Below are 22101 nucleotides of genomic sequence, written 5' to 3'. Positions count from 1 at the left end.
TATTCTCGGTATTAGTATAAAAAATCTATCTTCACTCATTAATATTCTTCTAACGTTCCAAGATGAAAAAAAGTGTATTATTTTTCTGTTTTTTCGTTGTATTGCTCAATTTTTCTTGCGCACAAAACCCTGAAAACAAGGTTTCTACGCCACAAACCGTTCCGTTCGATGCGGAGCTGTTCGTCGATGACCTACAGGTTCCATGGGGCTTCACGTTCCTTCCGGATGGAAGTATGCTGATTACCGAAAAAAACGGTGATTTAATCCGATTTTTTAATGGAAAAAAGACAAAAATCGCTAATGGACCCAAAATTTATCAGCGGGGACAAGGTGGTCTTTTGGATATTGAACTGCATCCCGATTATGAAAAAAATGGATGGATTTATATGTCCTATGCCTCCCCAGAAGGAGATAGCAAAGGTGGAAATACGGCTATCATGAGGGCCAAACTGGAGGGTGACAAACTGGTCCAAAACCAAGTGCTCTACAAAGCAGTTCCCAACACCACAAAAGGGCAACATTTTGGGTCAAGAATTGTTTTTGACGATAAAGGGTTTCTTTATTTTTCAATAGGGGAACGCGGGGAACGGGACGTCAATCCTCAGGATATTACTAGGGACGGTGGCAAAATTTACAGGTTAAACGATGATGGCAGTATACCCAAGGACAACCCATTTGTAGCGAAAAAAGGTGCAAAAACCGCCATTTACAGCTACGGACATAGAAATCCGCAAGGGCTTGCCGTACACCCTAAAACCGGTGAAATCTGGGACAACGAACATGGTCCTCGAGGCGGTGATGAAATCAACATCGTCAAAAAAGGAGCCAATTACGGGTGGCCGGTGATAACCTATGGAATCAACTATAGCGGCACGCCCATTACGGATAAGACCAACATGGAAGGCATGGAACAGCCCATTCATTACTGGGTACCTTCCATCGCTCCAAGTGGTATGGTCTTTATAACCACGGACAAATACAACGGATGGAAAGGCAGTGTCCTTGTAGGTTCCCTGGCATTTCAGTATTTGGAGCGCTTGGAACTGAATGGAACCAAGGTTACGAGAAGGGAAAAATTAATGGACGGCATAGGACGTGTTCGTTCCATTGAAGAAGGACCTGACGGACTAATTTACGTGGGAGTGGAAGGAAAAGGGATTTATCGGCTAAACCCCAAAAAATAAAAACCTTTAGGGTAAGCCATTTATTCACTGGGATTTTGACATTGGGCATTTTGGTTTTAGTGTTTTGAATTTTTTAATTCTCAAATCCAGGAAAGCAAACACTTTTACTATTTACCGGCCTCCAAGGCCTCTTTAACGGAGCCGTGTTTTTTTAACAAAGCTTCGGCCTCGTCATAACTTACACCAAGACCCTCTACAATATATCTCGTTCCTCGATCCACCAATTTGTTATTGGTGAGTTGCATATTGACCATTTTGTTTCCCTTTACACGTCCGATCTTTATCATCAGGGCCGTGGAAATCATATTGAGCACCAGCTTTTGGGAGGTACCACTTTTCATGCGCGTGCTTCCCGTAACGAATTCCGGACCCACGTTCACAGCAATAGGAATATCGGAAACCTTTGTAATTGGAGAACCCGGATTGTTGGTGATACAAGCCGTGAGGATATTATTTTTTTGTGCCGATTCAAGACCACCGATAACGTAAGGTGTAGTGCCCGAAGCTGCAATACCAACTACAACATCGGTTTCATTTATTGTATGTTCATTTAGGTCCAGCCAAGCTTGTTGGGTATCATCCTCTGCATTCTCAACTGCCTTTCGAATAGCCGTATCACCTCCTGCAATAAGTCCAATAACACGTTCATGGGGCATACCAAAAGTGGGAGGAATTTCGGAAGCATCCAAAATCCCCAAGCGGCCACTGGTTCCCGCACCAATATAAAATAAACGTCCCCCCTGTATGAAACGTTCGGCAAGGGCATCCACCAACTGGGTAATCTGGGGGATTACCAGGGCGACGGCATCGGCAACCTTCTTATCCTCTTCGTTCATTTTTTGGAGGATGGAAACAGTATCCAATTGTTCCAAATAATCATGATTGGAGGGTGACTCCGTAATTTTTTTGTATTCCATAAGGTATTTATAAGATGCGTATGTCACAGTTGCGGAAGACCTCCAACATTCGGTCGGACGGTTCCAACTCCGTTATCATGGTATTAATGGTATTGATATCACAGGTTTTATACCGATGCTGCGAATTTAGCTTTTCCGAAATGGACAATAAAACCGTTTTTTTTGCCGCCTTTATGACCGCCTTTTTTACTTGTACGATATCCCAATCAAACTCCGTAAGCCCATACACGGCATCCACATATCCAGTACCTATAAAGCTATAGTCGACCCTAATTTCAGAAAGATTATGAATGGCGTTCGCACCGATGGATATTTGGGCCTCCTTGGAAATCTGTCCCCCAATGGAAATGACCGTTACATTTGGTTTGTGGGACAGTTCCATGGCTACCGGTAGACTGATGGTGAAACAGGTCAAATTCAAATTATCCGGAATGAGCCGTACCAGCTCCATACAGGTGGTACCCCCATCGATAAAAATGACCGCACCGTCCTTTAACAAAGTAACGGCTTTTTGGGCGATAATAACTTTTTCCTCCAGGGCATAGATGTTTGTATTCCTGCTATTGCTATTGGTAAAACCCAAGGAAATGGCACCACCATGAACCTTCTTCAATTTGTTTTCGGCATCCAGTTCTTTAACGTCCCTACGGATGGTATCAATGGAAACATCCAAGCTTTCTGCAATATCCGTCAATAGAATCCTATTATGCAATTCTACTTCGTTCAAGAGGATTTGTTGGCGTTCTTCCTTTAACATAGGTATTCAAATAAATAGAAATTGGGACAAAGATAACTAAAATTTAAACATGCCGTTTTATTCCGTTATTGTGTCCTGACAATTAATTTAATATTTAATATTGCAAAAAACAGCAATTTAAAATTGCAAAAAACAGCAAAATATATTTTTATTGCCTATATTTGCATGAATTTAAAAAGTATAATTCCAATTTTCTATGAAAACCACCATGGTCAAAAAAAAGAGGGACATAAGCCACCAACCCATTGGACAATTTGAGGAAACCCGATTTGAAAAAATCCACAACGTCATTTTTTCGGATTCCAATGAAGCGTCCATTCGCGTAGCGGAAGAGATTGCGGAACTCATCCGAAAAAAACAAAATCAGGGAAGAACATGTGTTTTGGGGCTGGCCACTGGCTCCTCTCCTATTCGTGTGTATTCTGAACTGGTACGAATGCACAAAGAGGAAGGTCTTAGCTTCCAAAATGTAGTCACCTTCAATTTGGACGAATATTTGCCCATGGAAAAAAGCAATATTCAGAGCTATCACTACTTCATGCACGAACATCTCTTCAACCATATCGACATTGACCCAGAAAACGTGCACATTCCGGACGGTACCGTAGCCCCTGAGAATACGGTAGCCTATTGTTTGGGTTACGAACGGAAAATAAAGGACTACGGCGGACTCGATTTTCAGTTATTGGGTATCGGTAGAACGGGACACATTGGTTTCAACGAACCCGGTTCCCATTATAATTCCGGGACAAGGGTGATCACCTTGGACCACATCACGCGTGTGGACGCCGCACCAGCGTTTCTTGGAATAACCAACGTTCCCAGGAAGGCCATCACCATGGGTATCGCCACAGTTCGCAAGGCCAAACGGATCGTGCTTTTGGGCTGGGGCGAAAACAAGGCTGAAATCATCAAAAAAACCATTGAAGGGGAAATTTCCTCGCAGGTGCCGGCAACCTACCTACAAAACCATCCCAACTGCACCTTTATCCTGGATACCGGTGCAGCCTCGGAATTGACAAAAAACAAAACCCCGTGGCTGGTAGATGCCTGCGAGTGGACGGAAGAACTCAAGGCCAAGGCTATCATCTGGCTTTGCGAAGAAACCGGTAAGACCGTTCTGAGCCTCACCGATAAGGATTACAACGACAACGGCATGGCCGATCTACTCGCCATCGAGGATTCCTACGACCTCAACATTCAGATCTTCAACAAACTACAGCACACCATCACGGGATGGCCCGGTGGAAAACCGAATGCGGATGACACTTACAGACCGGAACGGGCGGAACCTGCCAAAAAAAGGGTCATTATTTTTAGCCCGCATCCAGACGATGACGTCATTTCCATGGGGGGAACTTTCGATAGATTGGTAGAACAGGGCCACGAAGTGCATGTAGTCTACCAAACATCCGGAAATATTGCCGTATCCGATACCGATGCCCGCAAATTCGCGGAAATCGCCATGAACTTGAACCCCTCTGAAAAAGTTCAGAAAATCATCAATTCGATCAACAACAAACGGGATAGCCAAATCGATTCCCCGGAATTACGTAGGTTGAAAGGAGATATCAGGCGGTCCGAATCCTATGCCGCCACCCGATACATGGGCCTAAAGGATGCCAACGTCCATTTCTTGGACCTGCCTTTCTACGAAACCGGAACGATTAAAAAGAACAATCTTTCTAAAGAGGATATAGACTTAATGGTAGATATCATAAGCCAGATTAAACCGCATCAAATATATGCTGCCGGGGACTTGGCAGACCCTCATGGCACCCACAAAGTCTGTCTGGACGCCGTTCTAGAAGCCTTAAAACGACTAAAACCGGAACCTTTCATACAAGACTGTTGGTTGTGGCTGTATAGGGGCGCTTGGCACGAATGGGACATCAACGAAATAGAAATGTGCGTTCCTATGAGTCCGGGACAGGTCCTAAAAAAGAGAAATGCCATATTCTGCCATCAGTCCCAAAAGGATGGGGTTATGTTCCAAGGGGACGACTCCCGCGAATTCTGGATGCGAGCCGAGGAGCGAAATAGGGATACCGCAAACAAATACAAGGCTTTGGGCATGTCTTCCTATGCGGCCATGGAAGCTTTTGTAAGACATAAATTTTAATACTCTTAAAAAAGGGCCTATTTTCGATAGGCCCTTTTTATTTTTCCCATGCCCAAAAAGCTAATTGTTGTTTTCCTTTTGACACTTGCCAGTTCCTGCGGTGTCCTTACCTCCACTATCCCACAACCAAAAAAGGAATTTCGAGGGGTTTGGGTAGCCACGGTGGTGAACATTGACTGGCCTAAAAATGGCTTGGATACGGTCGAAAAACAAAAGGAGGATTTTCTAAAAATTCTGGATTTTTATCAAAACCTCAACTACAATGCCGTGATTGTGCAAGTCCGTGCCACCGGGGATGCTTTCTACGCTTCGGAATATGCTCCGTGGTCCCGATTTCTGACCGGAACGGAAGGGGAAAACCCCAAGTGGAAAGAAGACCCTTTGGCATGGATGATCGAACAGGCGCATAGCCGTGGTTTGGAATTCCACGCTTGGTTAAATCCGTACAGGGCCACATTCGATTTGAATACCGATATCCTAAGCCCTGAACACGACTATAATACGAATCCTGATTGGATGGTCAAATACGGAACCAAATACTACTACAATCCCGGATTGCCCCAAGTACAGGAAAAATTTACCTCTATAATAAAAGAATTGACCAGTTCGTATGCTATTGACGGGGTACATTTTGACGACTATTTTTACCCCTACACCATCAAGGACGAAGTGTTCAACGATAGCACTACCTATTACAACTGCTCCTTACCCAATCAGTCCTTGGAAGACTGGCGAAGAAGTAATGTGGACAGCCTTATAAAAAAAAGCTACGCAACGATCAAGGAAATAAAACCATGGGTTTCCTTTGGGGTGAGTCCGTTCGGGGTGTGGAAAAATAAGTCTACAGACCCACGGGGTTCCGAAACCCAAGCGGGCCAGACCACCTATGAAAACCTCTATGCCGACCCGCTCCTATGGATGGAAAATGGCTGGCTGGATTACATAGCCCCGCAAATCTATTGGAGCCTGGAGCTTCCTGTGGCCTCCCATAAAACCCTGGTGAATTGGTGGGCCAAGAACAGTGCGAATACCCAAGTATATATTGGCAATGGTGCCTATAAAGTCCGAAATAATAGCGATCTAGCCTGGGAGAAAAAAAAGGAATTGCCCAACCAGTTCAAATTGGCGAGGCAGACCCCAGAGATATCAGGCAATATTTTGTTCAGCGCAAAATCCCTAATGGAAAATAACCCGGACGTGGTTTCCTATTTGAAAAAAAAGTATTACAAATGGCCGGCCCTTACACCTGAAATTAATGGCGGACAAAAACAACCTTCGGAAAACATTGACATTATCGGCAAGGTACAATCAGATGATTTTTTGACATTGACCATAGCGCACAATGATGCAATTCAATATGCACTTGTATATAAATCGGGAAAAAGAACGGCATCGGAATTAAAAGCCAAGAAACTTCTTGACAAGATTTTTATTGAGGCGGAATCAAATCAGGTCCAAATACCAAAGTCGGTTCTCAAAGGAAAGCGAATTGCGGTTACTTTTTTGGACCGATATGGGCGGGAATCCCAACCAACAATTTTACATTTAAATCAAATATCAGGGTATGGCAGAAAAAGATAAGGGCGCATGGGGCTGGGTGCCCATTTTATATTTCACGCAAGGCCTGCCCTATGTGTTGGTCGTAACCGTTTCGGTCATCATGTACAAGCAGTTGGGCGTCAGCAACTCGGACATTGGACTGTATACCAGTTGGTTGTACCTCCCTTGGGTATTGAAACCCCTTTGGAGTCCCTTGGTAGACCTTAAAAGTACCAAGCGAAAGTGGTTTTTGGGCATGCAGTTGCTCATCGCGATTGCCTTATTGGGCGTAGGATTGAGCATCCCCACCAATATGTTTTTTATAACTACCCTCGCCTGTTTTTGGATGGCGGCCTTTGCATCGGCCACGAACGACATCGCTTCGGATGGGTATTATATGCTGGGACTAACGGAAAAAAAGCAATCCTTTTTCGTGGGCATGCGAAGTACCTTTTACCGTTTGGCGATGGTCACAGGAGAAGGGCTTATCGTTATCATGGCCGGATTCCTTGAAAACAAATACGGGGACAATTCCAAGGCCTGGAGCATGACCATGATCGCTGCGGCGGTTCTAATGCTGTTGCTCACCATTTCCAATTTCTTTGTGACCCCAAAATATGAATCAGAAGCATCGAATGTTACCGAAAAACCCAAAAGCTTCCTGGAAGTGTTCAAGTCCTTTTTTCAGAAGAAAAACATTGGAATCGCGTTGGCGTTCATTTTAACGTACCGACTAGGGGAATCACAATTGGTAAAAATGGCGGCTCCTTTCATGCTGGACAGTCCGGAAAAAGGAGGGCTGGGCTATTCCACGGAACTTATAGGGACCATTTTTGGTACGGCAGGTGTTATTATGCTTTCTATTGGGGGTATTCTGGGCGGTATCCTGATTTCCCGCGACGGACTCAAAAAATGGATGCTTCCCATGGTGCTTTCCCTAAACTTGCCGAATATTTTGTACGCCCTTTTGGCGATTACCAAAACCACGCATGTCATACCAGTAACCGCCACCGTTATGTTCGAGAAATTTGGGTATGGTTTCGGCTTTGCGGCTTTTCTCATGTATCTTATTTATATAGCCGAAGGCAGGTCCAAGACAAGCCACTATGCCATTGCCACAGGATTTATGGCACTCGGCATGATGCTTCCTGGCATGATCAGCGGATATATGCAACAATGGTTGGGGTACGACGGATTCTTTATTTGGGTCGTTATCGCGGCCTTACCCGCCTTGATATTATTGAAATACATCACCTACCCACCGGAATTCGGAAAGAAAACCGATAACTAACATGAAGTCGTTACCTAACTATACCGAAGCCAAAAACACCTTAAGTACTGCCGAAAAAATTGGTCAATTTTTCATGCCCGCAGCGTTTATCAACGATACGGAAGAAGAAATCCATGCCTTGGAAGATTTGATCAGGAATTACGGTATTGGGGGCATTTGCTTTTTTCATTCGAGGGCGAGTGCGGCTACCAATTTTGAGGGTAAAAAGGAGGTCTTACGAAACGAGCAAAGTTTTGATACCTTAAAATCCCTCATAAAAAGATATCAGTCAGCATCAAAATATCCCCTTTTTATTGCAATCGATGCGGAATGGGGCTTGGCGATGCGCGTTGAAAATACCCCTCAATATCCCTACGCCATCACTTTGGGGGCGTTTACCGGAAAAGAGGAACTTATTTATGAAGTAGGGAAAAAGATTGCCCAGGACTGTTTGGCGGCCGGAATCCATTGGAACCTTTCCCCGGTAGTGGATATCAATAACAACCCCAACAACCCTGTGATCGGGTATCGGTCTTTTGGAGATGACCGGGAACAAGTAACGCAAAAAGCATTGGCCTACATAAAAGGAACGGAAAGTGTTGGCATATTGACAAGCATCAAACATTTTCCGGGACATGGGGATACCTCCGTAGATTCACATTTGGGGATTCCGGTCATTGATAAATCGAAGAAGGAGCTTTTGGAAAATGAACTATATCCGTTTCAAAAAATAATATCAGAAGGCGTGGATGCCGTAATGGTGGGCCATTTGTCCGTGCCGGCTTTGGCAAATGGCTCGGATACTCCCGCAAGTATTTCGAGGGAAATCTGTACCGATTTTTTACGGGGCGAACTACATTTTAAGGGCGTTGTCATCTCCGATGCCCTGAACATGCATGCCGTTTCAAAAATCTATCCCGTGCCCGGTGAGCTGGAATGGCTCGCCTTCAATGCAGGAAACGATATCCTTTGCTTTGCCGAACACGTAAAGGAAGGCATTGAGACCATCGCAATAAATAGTACTGCAAAACAGCTTGAAGAAACCTTTGAACGCGTATGGAAGCTCAAGGTAAAGGCGATGGGAAATCCATTTTGGAAGGGATTCGGCGAACTTTCGGATAGCAGTAAGTTAAACAAGGAAATCGCAACGGAAAGCATCACGGTATACCATGGCACCGAAACCGATATCAAATCTTTCAGAAAAAAAGACTTTTGTACCCTTACCCTAAAACGTTCCCAAGAAAACGCTTTAAAGGAAGATATCCTATCCTTTTTGGAGGAAGCCAAACAGGAAACCAAACAAGAGAAAAATATTCTTTTACTGGTAACCCCGCCCAAAGTGAAGCCCGCGAACCAATTTGGTTTCTTTCAAGAAGAAATTGATTTCATCAATGCAATGCTAGAGGAAAAGAAGGTGGTACTTTACTATTTTGGAAATCCATATTCCCTAAACCTTTTTGATGTAAAAAAATCCGTTGCAACCGTATTGGTCTATCAAGATTTTACCGAGTTTCAGGATGTGGCCACGGAACATTTCTTGGGAAAAATAAAGGCGCATGGAAAATTACCTGTTTCATTAACGTAACGTAACTATGAATAAATACAAAGTCATCGGTATTATGTCCGGCACCTCATTGGACGGTCTGGACCTGGCCTTTTGCCATTTTTGGAAACATAAGGACCGATGGGAGTTCGAGATCAAGGCAACAAAAAGTATATCCTATACCCAAGAAATGCAGAACGAGCTCAAGGATGCCATACACCTATCGGCCGAAAAATTGCTGCAACTGCACAACGAGTACGGAAGTTGGCTTGGGGCAAGGGCCAAGGAATTCATCGCTGAAAATAATCTGGAGACCGATTTTATTGCGAGCCACGGCCATACCTCGCATCATAGGCCGGAACTAGGACTCACCTTTCAGTTGGGATCGGGGCAGCATTTGGCCAATGCTTGCGGACATCAAGTAATCTGCGACTTTAGAAGTAACGACCTCTCCTTGGGCGGACAGGGTGCGCCCCTGGTTCCCATCGGTGACCGATTGCTTTTCAGTGCATATGATTTTTGCCTCAACCTTGGGGGTATCAGCAACATCTCCTTTGAATCCAAAGGTAGCAGGATTGCCTATGATATCGGCCTGGCGAATATGATCTTGAATTACATCACCAGAAAAATCGGACTGGATTATGATGAAAACGGGACCATGGCAAAATCGGGCAACATCAATCCTGAGATGTTGAAAAAGCTCAATGACCTTAATTACTATTTATTGCCACACCCCAAATCGATCGGATATGAGTGGTTTTTGGAGGAGGTCGTTCCTATTGTAGAAACTACAAAAGACAGTACAGAGAACCTTTTACACACCGCCGTTCATCACATTTGCGAAAAAATTGCCCATCAAGTGACCTTGAATTCCGGAAAGCAAGCCCAAAAATTATTCATCACCGGTGGAGGTGCCCTGAACACCTTTCTCATTGAAACATTGAAGCAAAAACTAAATAAAAATATAGAAGTCGTTGTGCCGGAAAAAAAAATAATTGAATTCAAGGAAGCGCTGGTTTTCGCCTTCATGGGGGTATTGAGGTCGGAAAAGGAAATTAATGTACTCAAAACAGTTACGGGTGCCAAAAGGGATTCCTCAAGCGGGGTTATTTTTTTACCCAATTGAAGTATTTTCATTAATTTTCTATCTTAATTAGATAATTCCTAAAAATGTCCGACAAACAAAAACGAGCCTCCGCATACTGGAAGGAAAACGTAAAATATCTCTTCATTCTCTTAACAATTTGGTTCTTGGTGTCCTATGGAGCGGGTATCCTCTTTAAAGATGCCTTGGACACGATAAAAATTGGCGGTTTTAAACTCGGGTTCTGGTTCGCGCAACAAGGATCTATCTACGTTTTCGTAATCCTTATTTTCGTGTATGTCCGACTCATGAACAAACTGGACAAAAAATATGGCTATAATGAATAGTCTCTAAAAATGCTTTCAAACAACACCAAGACTGCCTAAAACCAAAGACCACACAAACTAAAAAATTATGAGCGTTCAAATCTGGACCTACCTTCTCGTCGGAATTACTTTTGCCCTGTATATCGGTATTGCCATTTGGTCGCGCGCCGGCTCCACCAAGGATTTTTACGTGGCCGGGGGCGGGGTTTCCCCGTTGGCAAACGGTATGGCCACTGCAGCCGATTGGATGTCCGCCGCATCATTTATTTCCATGGCAGGCATCATCGCCTTTGCGGGCTATGACGGTTCCGTCTACCTTATGGGCTGGACAGGGGGCTATGTGCTTTTAGCGCTTTTATTGGCGCCATACCTTCGGAAATTTGGAAAGTTTACCGTGCCGGATTTCATAGGGGACCGTTACTATTCCAAAACCGCCCGAATCGTAGCCGTTATCTGTGCCCTTATCGTTTCCTTTACGTATGTAGCTGGGCAAATGCGCGGGGTTGGCGTAGTTTTTTCCCGATTTTTAGAGGTCGACATCAACACCGGTGTCATCATCGGAATGATCATCGTTCTTTTTTATGCCGTGCTTGGCGGAATGAAAGGAATCACCTATACGCAGGTAGCCCAATACTGTGTTTTGATTTTCGCCTTTATGGTGCCAGCCATTTTCATTTCCATCCAGATGACCGGAAATCCCGTTCCGCAACTGGGAATGGGTTCCAAATTGGCCGATGGTTCGGGAACCTACCTTTTGGACAAGTTGGACGGATTATCCACGGAATTGGGTTTTAACGCCTATACCAACGGCTCAAAATCCATGATAGATGTGTTGGCCATTACCTTGGCGTTGATGGTAGGCACCGCCGGACTACCCCATGTTATTGTGCGCTTCTTCACAGTAAAAAGAGTCAAAGATGCAAGAAAATCGGCCGGATTGGCACTACTTCTTATTGCTATCCTCTATACCACAGCACCCGCCGTGGCCGTATTCGCCAGAACGAATATGATAAATACGGTTAACAACAAGGAATACGGTTCCATGCCAGAATGGTTTACAAAATGGGAAACTACGGGGCTCTTTCAATTTGACGATAAGAACAAAGATGGTAAAATACAGTATGTAGCGGATAAAAATCGAAACGAACTTTACGTAGATCCAGATAGCATGGTACTGGCAAATCCGGAAATAGCCAACCTTCCTGCATGGGTAATTGCCCTGGTGGCGGCCGGTGGCCTTGCGGCCGCGTTATCTACCGCGGCAGGCCTACTATTGGTGATTTCGGCTTCAGTATCTCACGACCTCATAAAAAAAGTATTCAAACCCACTATTTCAGATAAAGGGGAACTTTGGGCGGCACGTTTATCGGCAACGGTTGCCGTTGTAATCGCTGGTTATTTTGGAATCAACCCGCCCGGTTTTGTTGCCGCCGTGGTCGCCCTCGCCTTTGGATTAGCCGCAGCTTCTTTTTTTCCGGCCATTGTGCTTGGAATTTTTTACAAAAAGATGAACAAGGAAGGGGCCATTGCCGGCATGGTCACGGGAACCCTTTTGATGCTGTTCTATATGACCAAGTTCAAGTTCGACTGGTTTGGCGGTGGAACATCAGAAGATTGGTGGTTTGGCATATCCCCAGAAGGTTTTGGAAGCATTGCCATGCTCGCCAATTTTTTGGTATCCATTAGTGTCATGAAACTCACCCCGCCCCCTCCCTATAATGTTCAGGAGATTGTGGAGGATATTCGGATTCCAAGCGGTGCAGGAGAGGCCATAGACCATTAAATAAATTCGTATTTTTAAAAACCGGGACGGACCAGTTTTGGAATATTTTCAATTTAGATTATCGCGTAAAATCAGCATACAAAAATGAGTAACTATCACATTAAACATCTAGAGGAATATTATCAAGTTTATAGAAAATCCGTTCGTAATCCAGAGGCCTTTTGGGAAGAAATCGCAGAGGAGCACTTTGTTTGGCGCAAGCGATGGAACAATGTCCTGAGCTGGGACTTTAGAAAACCTGAAGTAAAGTGGTTCGAAGGTGCACAGTTGAACATTACCGAGAATTGTATTGACCGACACCTTCCTACCCGTGGCGATAAAACGGCCATTCTTTTTGAGCCCAACGACCCCAAGGAAGAAGCGGAACATATTACCTACAGACAATTGCACCAGCGCGTATGCAAAATGGCCAATGTGCTGTTGGAAAAAGGCATCAAAAAAGGGGACCGGGTGTGTATCTACTTACCCATGATACCTGAATTGGCGGTTTCAGTATTGGCATGCGCCAGAATTGGCGCCATACATTCGGTCGTTTTTGCCGGATTTTCCTCCAATGCCCTTGCTACACGGATTAATGATTCCGATTGTAAGTTGGTTATAACTTCGGATGGTTCCTATAGAGGTGCCAAGACCATCGATTTAAAGGGAATTGTGGACAAAGCCTTGGAAGGCTGCCCCGGCGTAGAAACGGTTTTGGTGGCGAAACGCATCCATAGCGATATCGATATGATGCCCCAAAGGGACCATTGGTTGCAACCTTTATTGGACGATGCCTATGGCGATAACGTTGCCGAAATCATGAATGCCGAAGACCCACTTTTCATTTTATACACTTCGGGATCCACAGGAAGGCCAAAAGGAATGGTCCATACCACCGCCGGATACATGGTCTATACCGCATACACCTTCAAAAATGTCTTTCAATACAGGGAAGAGGACGTGTATTGGTGTACTGCCGATATCGGTTGGATTACCGGACACTCCTATATCGTCTATGGGCCTTTGGCCAACGGTGCCACCACCGTGATGTTCGAAGGAATCCCCTCCTACCCCGATTTTGGTCGGTTTTGGGAAGTGGTCCAAAAACACAAAGTCACTCAGTTCTATACGGCTCCCACCGCAATACGCGCCTTGGCAAAGGAAAATCTCGATTATGTTGAAAAATACGACCTATCCAGCCTAAAGGTTTTGGGCTCCGTTGGAGAACCTATAAATGAGGAAGCATGGCATTGGTACAATAACAACGTGGGCAAAAAGAATAGTCCGATCGTAGATACTTGGTGGCAAACGGAAACAGGAGGCATTATGATCAGCCCAATTCCTTATGTAACACCAACAACCCCAACCTATGCTACTTTACCGTTTATTGGAATACAACCAGCCCTAATGGACGAAAATGGAACTGAAATCAAAGGAAATCAGGTGGATGGCAGACTTTGTATAAAGTTCCCGTGGCCTTCCATGGCAAGAACCATATGGGGCAACCACGAACGTTATCGGGATACGTATTTTTCGGCCTATGAAAACATGTATTTTACCGGTGACGGTGCCTTACGCGATGCTGTGGGATATTATCGAATTACAGGCCGTGTGGACGATGTAATCATCGTTTCCGGTCATAATCTGGGTACGGCACCTATTGAGGATTCCATCAACGAACATCCTGCCGTGGCAGAATCTGCGATTGTTGGTTTCCCGCACGATGTAAAGGGCAATGCTCTCTATGGATATATCATCTTAAAGGAAACCGGGGAAAGCAGGGACAAAAACAATCTCAGAAAGGAAATCAACCAACAGATTACGGAGCAAATTGGCCCTATTGCCAAACTGGATAAAATCCAATTCGTTTCCGGATTGCCCAAGACCCGAAGTGGTAAGATCATGCGACGGATACTGCGCAAGATCGCCAGTGGTGACACCTCAAATCTAGGCGACACGAGTACGCTGTTGAATCCTGAAATCGTTCAGGAAATCATGGATGAGGCGCTTTAACCCGGAATATGCATTAGGGGAGCGTCGCGAAGGTAAAAAGCGCAATAAAGTAAAGTGGTTTGGAAATTTCGGTATAGCACCGCTATGGCGAAATTGAAAATACAGCGTAGCGTTTTATTATAAAGCGATTTTTAGTTGTAACAGCTTTTCTAATGCATAATCTGGGTTTTATTCTACTGATACGCCTGATTACTTGCAAACAGTGGTCTTGTCTTAAACGCGACGAACAGGACCACTGAAAATAATCCACATATACCAAGCCCTGCGAACAAGGCCCATACGGAGTCGGTTATATATTTCCCGATGTAAATTGAAATAGGGATGGAAAGCACGGTGGACACAAAACCAGTAATCGCGGCCCCAATGCCAGCTATGTGACCTATAGGTTCCATGGCGATGGACCGTAAATTTCCCCAGATAAAACCCAAACACAAAAATAATATCGAAAGAAAGCCGATCAATACGGGCACGCTTGGGTCGGGCTTGTTCCAAAATAGAACACTATAGAGAAGGGCGATGGCCGTGAAGGCGGACAAGGCCACGAAAGATAGGTTTCGCATGCCAAAACGTAACACTAGCGTACCGTTCGTCAACGTTGAAAAACCGATGGAAATGGCGAGTCCGGCGAAGATTAGCGGAAAGCTATCTGCCATGCCATATAATTCCTCAAAAACATGTTGGGCGGAGCTTAGATACACTAAAAAAGAACCTGTAATCAATCCGGAGATAATCGTACAGGAAACCGTCTCCCGATACTTGAAAATTTCCTTGGTTCCGTTTGTAAATACCGATGTTTTAAAAGGTACCTTATATTCAGGTTTCAGGGTTTCTTCCTGTCTTTTATAAAACCAAAAACATACCACCAAACCAAAAAACAGCTGTGCATAAAAAATGCCTTCCCAGCTTGAAAAACTCATGATAAATTTCCCAAAAGCGGGAGCGATGACCGGCACCAATATAAAGAAAGCGGTCACGAAGGACATAATCTTGGCCATATAATCCCCCCTGTAGGTATCCCGGATAATGGAAATACTGATGGTCCTTGGCGCCGAAAGCCCGACACCCTGTAAAATCCTACCAACAATCATGATTTCTAGGTTTGGTGCCAAAAGACAGATAATACTGGCGATGGCGAAAACCCCGAAACCAATGTATACCACGGGCTTTCTGCCCAAACTATCGGAAATGGGTCCAAAAAAGAGCTGCCCCACGCCCAGTCCCAAAAATATCATGATGATCAATAGCTGATTTTGGGTCGGGTCCAAGCTATGAATGGCCATGCCAATATCGGAAATTGCAGGAATCAAGGCATCGATCGTTAAGGCTACGATGGACATCAATGAGGCCATTAACGCTACAAATTCAAAATTAGGTTTTACCTGTTCGTTTTGCATGGCGCAAAAGTAACCCTTAATAACAGAATGACCGTTACCCGATCGTCAATTTTAAGTTTTCCAAAAATTTACGCTACGAACGGAGAATTTTAAGAAATAGACTCGATAATTGTTACAGGATATAAACAAATGGTTATCCAGACTCCAGAGGTTTTAAAAACCTTTGGGGTCTGTGCTCCAAATAAGGGGTTAAAATACATTTTATAAGTAAGTGCGCATTTTTTTCTTGTACTTTGGTATTTTTGGGCCAAATACTAGATGGATGCTCATTATAGGAATAGCGGGAGGAACGGGATGCGGAAAAACCACCGTGGTAAATCAGATCATCAATGAACTGCCTAAAAACGAGGTGGGTGTCATTTCGCAGGATTCCTATTACAACGACCTTTCACATCTTACTTTGGAAGAACGCCGAAAGACCAATTTTGACCATCCCAGTGCCATCGATTTCAAATTATTGGAAAAACATCTGAAGGCGCTAAAAGCGGGGGAATCCGTAGAACAACCGGTGTATTCGTTTTTGGAGTGTAATAGGACAGAAAAATCCATACCTACCCATCCAAGAAAGGTAATGATAGTAGAAGGTATCCTCATCTTGACCAATGCCGAAATCAGAAATATGTGCGACATAAAGATTTTTGTGCACGCCGATACCGATGAGCGCCTCATCCGTAGATTGAAAAGGGACGTGAACGAACGTGGATGGAACTTGAACGAAACCCTGGACAATTATCAGAATGTCATAAAACCGATGCATGACCAGTTTATAGAGCCTACCAAGGAATATGCTGATATCATCATTCCCAATAATAAATACAATACGGTTGCCGTTGAAATTGTAAGGAGCATCATTAACGAAAAATTAGCCGAAGCCTAGTGGGACTAAAGGAATTAAGGGAGAAAAAATGGTTCAAGGTCATGACCAATATCTATGTTTTGGTACTAACCGTATTCGTTATATGGATGGTCTTCTTTGACACCAACTCCCTGCTCATTCACATGGAGCTAAAACGTGAAATAAACAAGTTGGAAAAGACCCAGGAATTCTTAAAAAAGGAAATCGCCAAGGATAAAAAAGTCATCGAAAAACTGTCCAATGAGGACGAGTTGGAAAAATTTGCCAGAGAGGAATACTACCTGAAGAAAAAAAACGAGGAAATCTATTTGATTGAGTACGAGGACAGCCTCAAGCTCAAGGAAAAAAAGGAATAAGGCCCATCCGGCTAAGCGGTATGTACATTGCAAGTTTCACATCTAAAGTTTTGATATCTAAAACTTTAACGCTTTTTTAATCAAAAGGGTTTGGTTATTCACCTTGTGTTAACAAAATCCTTTTATCAGCCCCACAAATAATCGTATTTTTACACCCTAACTTACTTAGTATATGGGCAAGATAATTGCTATAGCGAATCAGAAAGGCGGCGTTGGTAAAACGACTACGACCGTAAACCTCGCCGCCTCCCTAGGTGTTCTGGAAAAGAAGGTACTGTTGATCGATGCCGACCCCCAGGCCAATGCCACCTCTGGATTGGGTATTGACGTGGATAGTATCGAGTTGGGCACCTATCAGCTTTTGGAACATACAAAAACTGCCAAAGAGGCCGTCATCCCAACCACCTCACCCAATGTGGATTTGATTCCCGCCCATATAGACTTGGTGGCGATCGAAATAGAATTGGTGGACAAGGACGAACGGGAATACATGATGAAAAAGGCCGTCATGGACATCAAGGATGCGTATGATTATATCCTTATCGATTGCGCCCCTTCCTTGGGGCTCTTGACCTTAAATGCACTGACAGCCGCAGACTCCGTCATCATCCCTATTCAATGTGAATACTTTGCCTTGGAAGGTTTGGGTAAGTTATTGAACACGATAAAGAGCGTACAACGAATCCACAATCCGCAATTGGACATTGAAGGAATGTTATTGACCATGTACGATTCCAGATTACGGCTCTCAAACCAAGTGGTGGAAGAGGTCAAAAAACATTTTGGCGATATGGTCTTTGAGACCATCATCCAACGGAACGTTCGATTGAGCGAAGCGCCCAGCTACGGCGAAAGTATCATAAAGTATGATGCGGCCAGCAAAGGGGCAACGAACTACCTGAACCTGGCGGACGAGGTGGTGAAGAAAAACAAGCAGACAGCATAACATGGCAAAAGCAGTAAAGAAACAGGCTTTGGGAAGAGGATTATCGGCATTGTTGAAGGACCCTGATAATGACATACAATCTGCATCGGATAAAAACGCCGACAAGGTCGTTGGTAATATCATTGAACTGGATTTAGAGCATATTGAGGTCAATCCTTTTCAGCCCCGGTCCAATTTTAACGATGAAACTTTACAAGAATTGGCTTCTTCCATACGGGAATTGGGTGTTATCCAGCCCATTACGGTAAGAAAGCTTGGTTTCAACAAATACCAACTCGTTTCTGGGGAAAGAAGGTATCGCGCCTCCAAATTGGTAGGACTGGATACCATCCCGGCCTATATTCGCATCGCTAACGACCAAGAATCCTTGGAGATGGCGTTGGTGGAGAACATCCAGCGACAAGATTTGGACCCCATTGAAATTGCGCTCTCCTACCAACGGCTTATCGATGAAATTAATCTTACCCAGGAAAAATTAAGTGATCGGGTGGGAAAAAAACGCTCTACGATCGCGAATTACCTAAGGTTATTAAAGCTAGACCCCATTATACAGACCGGGATGCGCGACGGCTTTTTGAGCATGGGACACGGGAGGGCCTTGGTAAATATCGAGAACAGGCAGGACCAGATAGCCCTCTACGAGAAAATCGTAGGGCAAAATTTATCGGTACGGGATACGGAGAATGCCGTAAAGAACTATCACAAAAAAGAGGAGCCAAAACCGGTAAAACCAAAGGGGGAGACCCCAACCTATGTGGCATCGGGAATCGAGGAAATCTCCAAACATCTATCCGCGGGAATCAAAGTGAAGACCAGCGGAAATTCCAAAGGAAGCATTACCATCCCCTTTCATTCCAAAGAGGAATTCGAGCGAATAAAAAAGTTGATTACGGGTGCATAAACACTTCTCAATACTCTCCCTGTTATTTTTTTTGACCGTAACGTCCTACTCCCAAGTGGAAGAGCAACCGGAGGAAAAAGCAACGGATTCCATTTCCAACGCACTTAGTACGGATGTCCTGATCATGGACGACTCCCTAACTATCAAGAAATCAAGGAATATAAATCCATTGGCTCCCAGCAAGGCCGCATTTTATTCTGCGGTGCTGCCCGGTCTGGGCCAAATCTACAACAAGCGCTATTGGAAGGTTCCGCTTGTTTGGGGTGCTATTGGTGGAAGCGTTTATGCCTATACTTGGAACAACGATAACTACAAACGTTTCAGGACAGCCTTTAAAAGAAGGCAGGCCGGGTTTACGGACGATGAATTCAACGGAGAAGGTATTTTTCCCCTTTTGGACGATGGTGACTTGGAAAACCAACAGGAACGGTTTCAGCGCGACCGGGACCTTTGGTTGGTTTTATCCATCGTGGCCTATAGTTTGAACATTATCGATGCCAATGTGGATGCGCACTTAAAGCAATTCAATATCGATAACAATCTGGCCCTGGATTTTGAACCGTATCTTGACCTGAACGCCGTTACCAACAACCCCACCTACGGAATGGCCCTAACCATAAAATTTTAAGTATGAAGATTGCACTTTTCGGCTACGGAAAAATGGGAAAAATGATCGAGCGGTTGGCCGTTGAGAGAGGACATGAAATCGTTGCCAAAATCGATGTGGGAACCACAGAGGTAGATTTCTCAAAGATCGATGTAGCCATCGATTTTAGTACTCCGGATGCCGCTTACGAAAACATACTAAATTGTATTGACAATAAGATTCCCGTCATCTCTGGAACCACAGGTTGGCTTGACAAATTCGGGTCGGTTGTCCAACATTGTAAGGAGCAAAAAGGAGCCTTTATCTATGCCTCCAACTTCAGTTTAGGGGTAAACATCTTTTTTGAACTAAACGAATATTTGGCCAAAATGATGAAAAACCTTTCCCAGTATTCCGTTTCGTTGGAGGAAATTCACCATACCCAAAAATTGGACGCACCCAGTGGCACGGCCATTACCTTGGCGGAAGGAATCATTGCCCATACCGATTACAAAAAATGGAAGCTGAACGAACCGGGGAATCATCAAATTGCGATTTCGGCCAAGAGAATCGGGGATACGCCGGGTACCCATACCGTGGAATACGCTAGCGCTGTAGATTGTATTGAGATAAAACATACCGCACACAACCGCGAGGGATTTGCTTTGGGAGCCGTCATTGCTGCGGAATGGATTCTTGGAAAGACAGGGGTTTTCACAATGAAGGATGTGTTAAACCTGGGTTAAAATAAGTAACAAACGAATATTCAATAGACAGATACAATCAAATTACGTTCCTAGCGGGAGCATTAAATATCGATTATCGCGTAAAAAGTATACATCATGAATGGCACACAGTGGATCATATTCATCTTAGCAATACAGGTAATTCATTTTCTAGGAACTTGGAAATTATACGTTATGGCCGGTCGCAAGCCCTGGGAGGCCTTTGTCCCCATTTACAATGCCATCGTATTGATGCAGATTATCAACAGGCCCAAATGGTGGGTCATTCTATTGTTCATTCCCATAATCAATCTATTGATGTTCCCTGTAATCTGGGTGGAGACCATACGGAGCTATGGCAGGAATAGCCTCTTGGAATCCTGGTTGGTCGTTTTGACCCTAGGCTTTTATATCTTCTATGTGAACTATGCATTGGACGTAAAATATATCGAAAATAGGAGCCTCCATCCAGGCACGGCCTTGGGCGAATGGGTAAGTTCCATTGTTTTTGCCGTAGTGGCGGCCACTTTGGTGCACACGTATTTTATTCAACCGTATGTAATACCCACCGGATCACTGGAAAGAACCTTGCGTGTGGGCGACTTTTTATTCGTGAGCAAATTCCATTATGGGGCCCGGACACCCATGACTACGGTGGCGGCTCCTATGGTGCATGACACCCTTCCCCTCATAGGAACAAAGTCCTATTTGAACAAACCGCAGCTTCCCTATTTTCGATTGCCCGGATTTACAAAGGTTGAACGGAACGATATTGTAGTTTTTAGTTGGCCGGCGGATACCGTTCGCCAATTCTTCAGGGCCGAAGCCGGGGTGAAAAAACCCATCGACAAAAAATCCAACTACGTAAAACGTTGCGTGGGCATTCCTGGGGATTCCCTGGAAGTGCGCGATGGATATGTATTCATAAACGGCAAGCAGCTGGAACTGCCCGGAAGTGCCAAACCTCAGTATGATTATATCATTTACGCCCAAAAAGGAGTATCCTCAAGACTGTTGGACCAATTAGGAATTACGGATTTCACCAGAAAATACATTTCAGGACCCGTCAACCAACAACAGGCCCAAGCTATAAATCCCTATTTAAAAGGATTTAACCAACTGGCCGATGGCGGTTTGGAACTCTATACGGGCAGTTCAGGCTTCCCAACCGATGTCATTAGAAATAATCGGCTTTCTCTTAAAGAGGTAACGGATCGGGAGCGCTTGGTTCCCCTTACGGATGAAATGGTAGCTACGCTACGCAAGGACTCGGGTATCGATTCCGTAGTTCGGCAAATAGTCCCCAAAGGCAGAAGGGGCATCAACCTTTTCCCCCAAAGTCCGGATTACCCTTGGAACTATAGTCAAATGGGTCCCATCTATATACCCAAGGAAGGGGCGACAGTTTCGCTGAATCTAAAAACACTGCCGCTATACAAAAAGATTATCCGCGAGTACGAAGGCAACACCCTGGACGTGAACGGCAACCAAATAGTGATCAATGGCGAAGTTGCTGACACGTATACCTTTCAACAGGACTATTATTGGATGATGGGGGATAACCGGGACCATTCAGAAGACAGCAGGGCGTGGGGCTATGTACCAGAGAACCATATCGTAGGAACGCCTATTTTCATATGGATGAGTTTTGACAACTTTACGGAACCCATGTCCAAATGGCGCCCCAGATGGGACCGCATCTTTACGACCGTAAACGGGGATGGCGAACCACAATCCTATTTTAAGTACTTCCTGATTCTCTTGGCGGCCTATTTTGTGGGCAACTGGTTTTGGAAACGCAAAAAGGCCCAAAAATAACC

Annotated in this window: 19 protein-coding genes; 16 read left to right on the top strand and 3 right to left on the bottom strand. The window is 44.5% G+C overall.

Features of this window, described 5'->3' with window-relative positions; genetic code table 11:
* Positions 1–62 precede the first annotated feature (62 nt).
* Positions 63–1184: a PQQ-dependent sugar dehydrogenase gene (locus FEK29_RS15930; protein ID WP_138259434.1), complete on the top strand. Its 1122-nt coding sequence runs from the start codon at positions 63–65 to the stop codon at positions 1182–1184.
* 107 nt (positions 1185–1291) lie between these two features.
* Here the strand turns inward: FEK29_RS15930 and murQ are convergent, their stop codons facing one another.
* Both murQ and FEK29_RS15920 read right to left on the bottom strand, forming a co-directional pair.
* Complete coding sequence (gene murQ / locus FEK29_RS15925) at positions 1292–2101, bottom strand: N-acetylmuramic acid 6-phosphate etherase (protein ID WP_138259433.1); 810 nt, start codon at positions 2099–2101, stop codon at positions 1292–1294.
* A 7-nt stretch (positions 2102–2108) separates the two neighbouring features.
* Entirely contained in the window at positions 2109–2858 is a 750-nt protein-coding gene (locus tag FEK29_RS15920; RefSeq protein ID WP_138259432.1) for a DeoR/GlpR family DNA-binding transcription regulator, read from the bottom strand.
* Between the two features lie 196 nt (positions 2859–3054).
* Here FEK29_RS15920 and nagB point away from each other — a divergent pair, with 196 nt between their 5' ends.
* From nagB to acs, 8 genes are all read left to right on the top strand, one after another.
* On the top strand, positions 3055–4980 hold the full coding sequence (nagB, locus tag FEK29_RS15915) for a glucosamine-6-phosphate deaminase (RefSeq protein ID WP_138259431.1): 1926 nt from the start codon (positions 3055–3057) through the stop codon (positions 4978–4980).
* Positions 4981–5028: 48 nt separating this feature from the next.
* On the top strand, positions 5029–6561 hold the full coding sequence (locus FEK29_RS15910) for a glycoside hydrolase family 10 protein (RefSeq protein WP_138259430.1): 1533 nt from the start codon (positions 5029–5031) through the stop codon (positions 6559–6561).
* The gene (locus FEK29_RS15905) at positions 6545–7810 is read left to right on the top strand and encodes an MFS transporter (RefSeq protein WP_138259429.1); all 1266 of its coding nucleotides are present in this window, start codon (positions 6545–6547) and stop codon (positions 7808–7810) included. Before FEK29_RS15910 ends, FEK29_RS15905 begins: the two co-directional genes overlap by 17 nt.
* A 1-nt stretch (position 7811) precedes the next feature.
* Complete coding sequence (locus FEK29_RS15900) at positions 7812–9374, top strand: glycoside hydrolase family 3 protein (protein WP_138259428.1); 1563 nt, start codon at positions 7812–7814, stop codon at positions 9372–9374.
* Between the two features lie 7 nt (positions 9375–9381).
* Positions 9382–10458, top strand: coding sequence for an anhydro-N-acetylmuramic acid kinase (locus tag FEK29_RS15895; protein WP_138259427.1), 1077 nt, complete (start codon positions 9382–9384; stop codon positions 10456–10458).
* 44 nt (positions 10459–10502) lie between these two features.
* The gene (locus FEK29_RS15890) at positions 10503–10763 is read left to right on the top strand and encodes a DUF4212 domain-containing protein (RefSeq protein ID WP_138259426.1); all 261 of its coding nucleotides are present in this window, start codon (positions 10503–10505) and stop codon (positions 10761–10763) included.
* 67 nt (positions 10764–10830) lie between these two features.
* On the top strand, positions 10831–12525 hold the full coding sequence (locus FEK29_RS15885; protein ID WP_138259425.1) for a sodium:solute symporter family protein: 1695 nt from the start codon (positions 10831–10833) through the stop codon (positions 12523–12525).
* 84 nt (positions 12526–12609) lie between these two features.
* Positions 12610–14517 carry an acetate--CoA ligase gene (acs, locus tag FEK29_RS15880; protein WP_138259424.1) on the top strand — a complete coding sequence of 636 codons (1908 nt, stop codon included), beginning with the start codon at positions 12610–12612 and terminating at the stop codon, positions 14515–14517.
* A 173-nt stretch (positions 14518–14690) separates the two neighbouring features.
* On the opposite strand, the gene FEK29_RS15875 is transcribed toward acs, so the two are convergent.
* The gene (locus FEK29_RS15875) at positions 14691–15911 is read right to left on the bottom strand and encodes a multidrug effflux MFS transporter (RefSeq protein ID WP_138259423.1); all 1221 of its coding nucleotides are present in this window, start codon (positions 15909–15911) and stop codon (positions 14691–14693) included.
* Between the two features lie 262 nt (positions 15912–16173).
* Between FEK29_RS15875 and udk the strand changes: the two genes are divergently transcribed.
* The 7 genes from udk (at position 16174) to lepB (ending at position 22099) form a co-directional block, all read left to right on the top strand.
* Complete coding sequence (udk, locus tag FEK29_RS15870) at positions 16174–16788, top strand: uridine kinase (protein WP_138259422.1); 615 nt, start codon at positions 16174–16176, stop codon at positions 16786–16788.
* A complete protein-coding gene (locus FEK29_RS15865) occupies positions 16788–17123 on the top strand; it encodes an FtsB family cell division protein (RefSeq protein WP_138259421.1) in 336 nt (111 codons plus the stop codon). The genes udk and FEK29_RS15865 overlap by 1 nt, the downstream gene beginning before the upstream one ends.
* Before the next feature lie 172 nt (positions 17124–17295).
* On the top strand, positions 17296–18069 hold the full coding sequence (locus FEK29_RS15860; protein WP_138259420.1) for a ParA family protein: 774 nt from the start codon (positions 17296–17298) through the stop codon (positions 18067–18069).
* Between the two features lies 1 nt (position 18070).
* Complete coding sequence (locus tag FEK29_RS15855) at positions 18071–18970, top strand: ParB/RepB/Spo0J family partition protein (RefSeq protein ID WP_138259419.1); 900 nt, start codon at positions 18071–18073, stop codon at positions 18968–18970.
* On the top strand, positions 18963–19598 hold the full coding sequence (locus FEK29_RS15850; RefSeq protein ID WP_240042769.1) for a DUF5683 domain-containing protein: 636 nt from the start codon (positions 18963–18965) through the stop codon (positions 19596–19598). Before FEK29_RS15855 ends, FEK29_RS15850 begins: the two co-directional genes overlap by 8 nt.
* 2 nt (positions 19599–19600) lie before the next feature.
* Entirely contained in the window at positions 19601–20302 is a 702-nt protein-coding gene (gene dapB, locus FEK29_RS15845) for a 4-hydroxy-tetrahydrodipicolinate reductase (protein WP_138259418.1), read from the top strand.
* A gap of 96 nt (positions 20303–20398) precedes the next feature.
* Entirely contained in the window at positions 20399–22099 is a 1701-nt protein-coding gene (gene lepB, locus FEK29_RS15840) for a signal peptidase I (protein ID WP_138259417.1), read from the top strand.
* Positions 22100–22101: the final 2 nt, after the last annotated feature.

This window comes from Maribacter aurantiacus, assembly GCF_005780245.1.
Classification (GTDB): domain Bacteria; phylum Bacteroidota; class Bacteroidia; order Flavobacteriales; family Flavobacteriaceae; genus Maribacter; species Maribacter flavus.
This window is presented reverse-complemented; position numbering and strand designations above follow the sequence as displayed.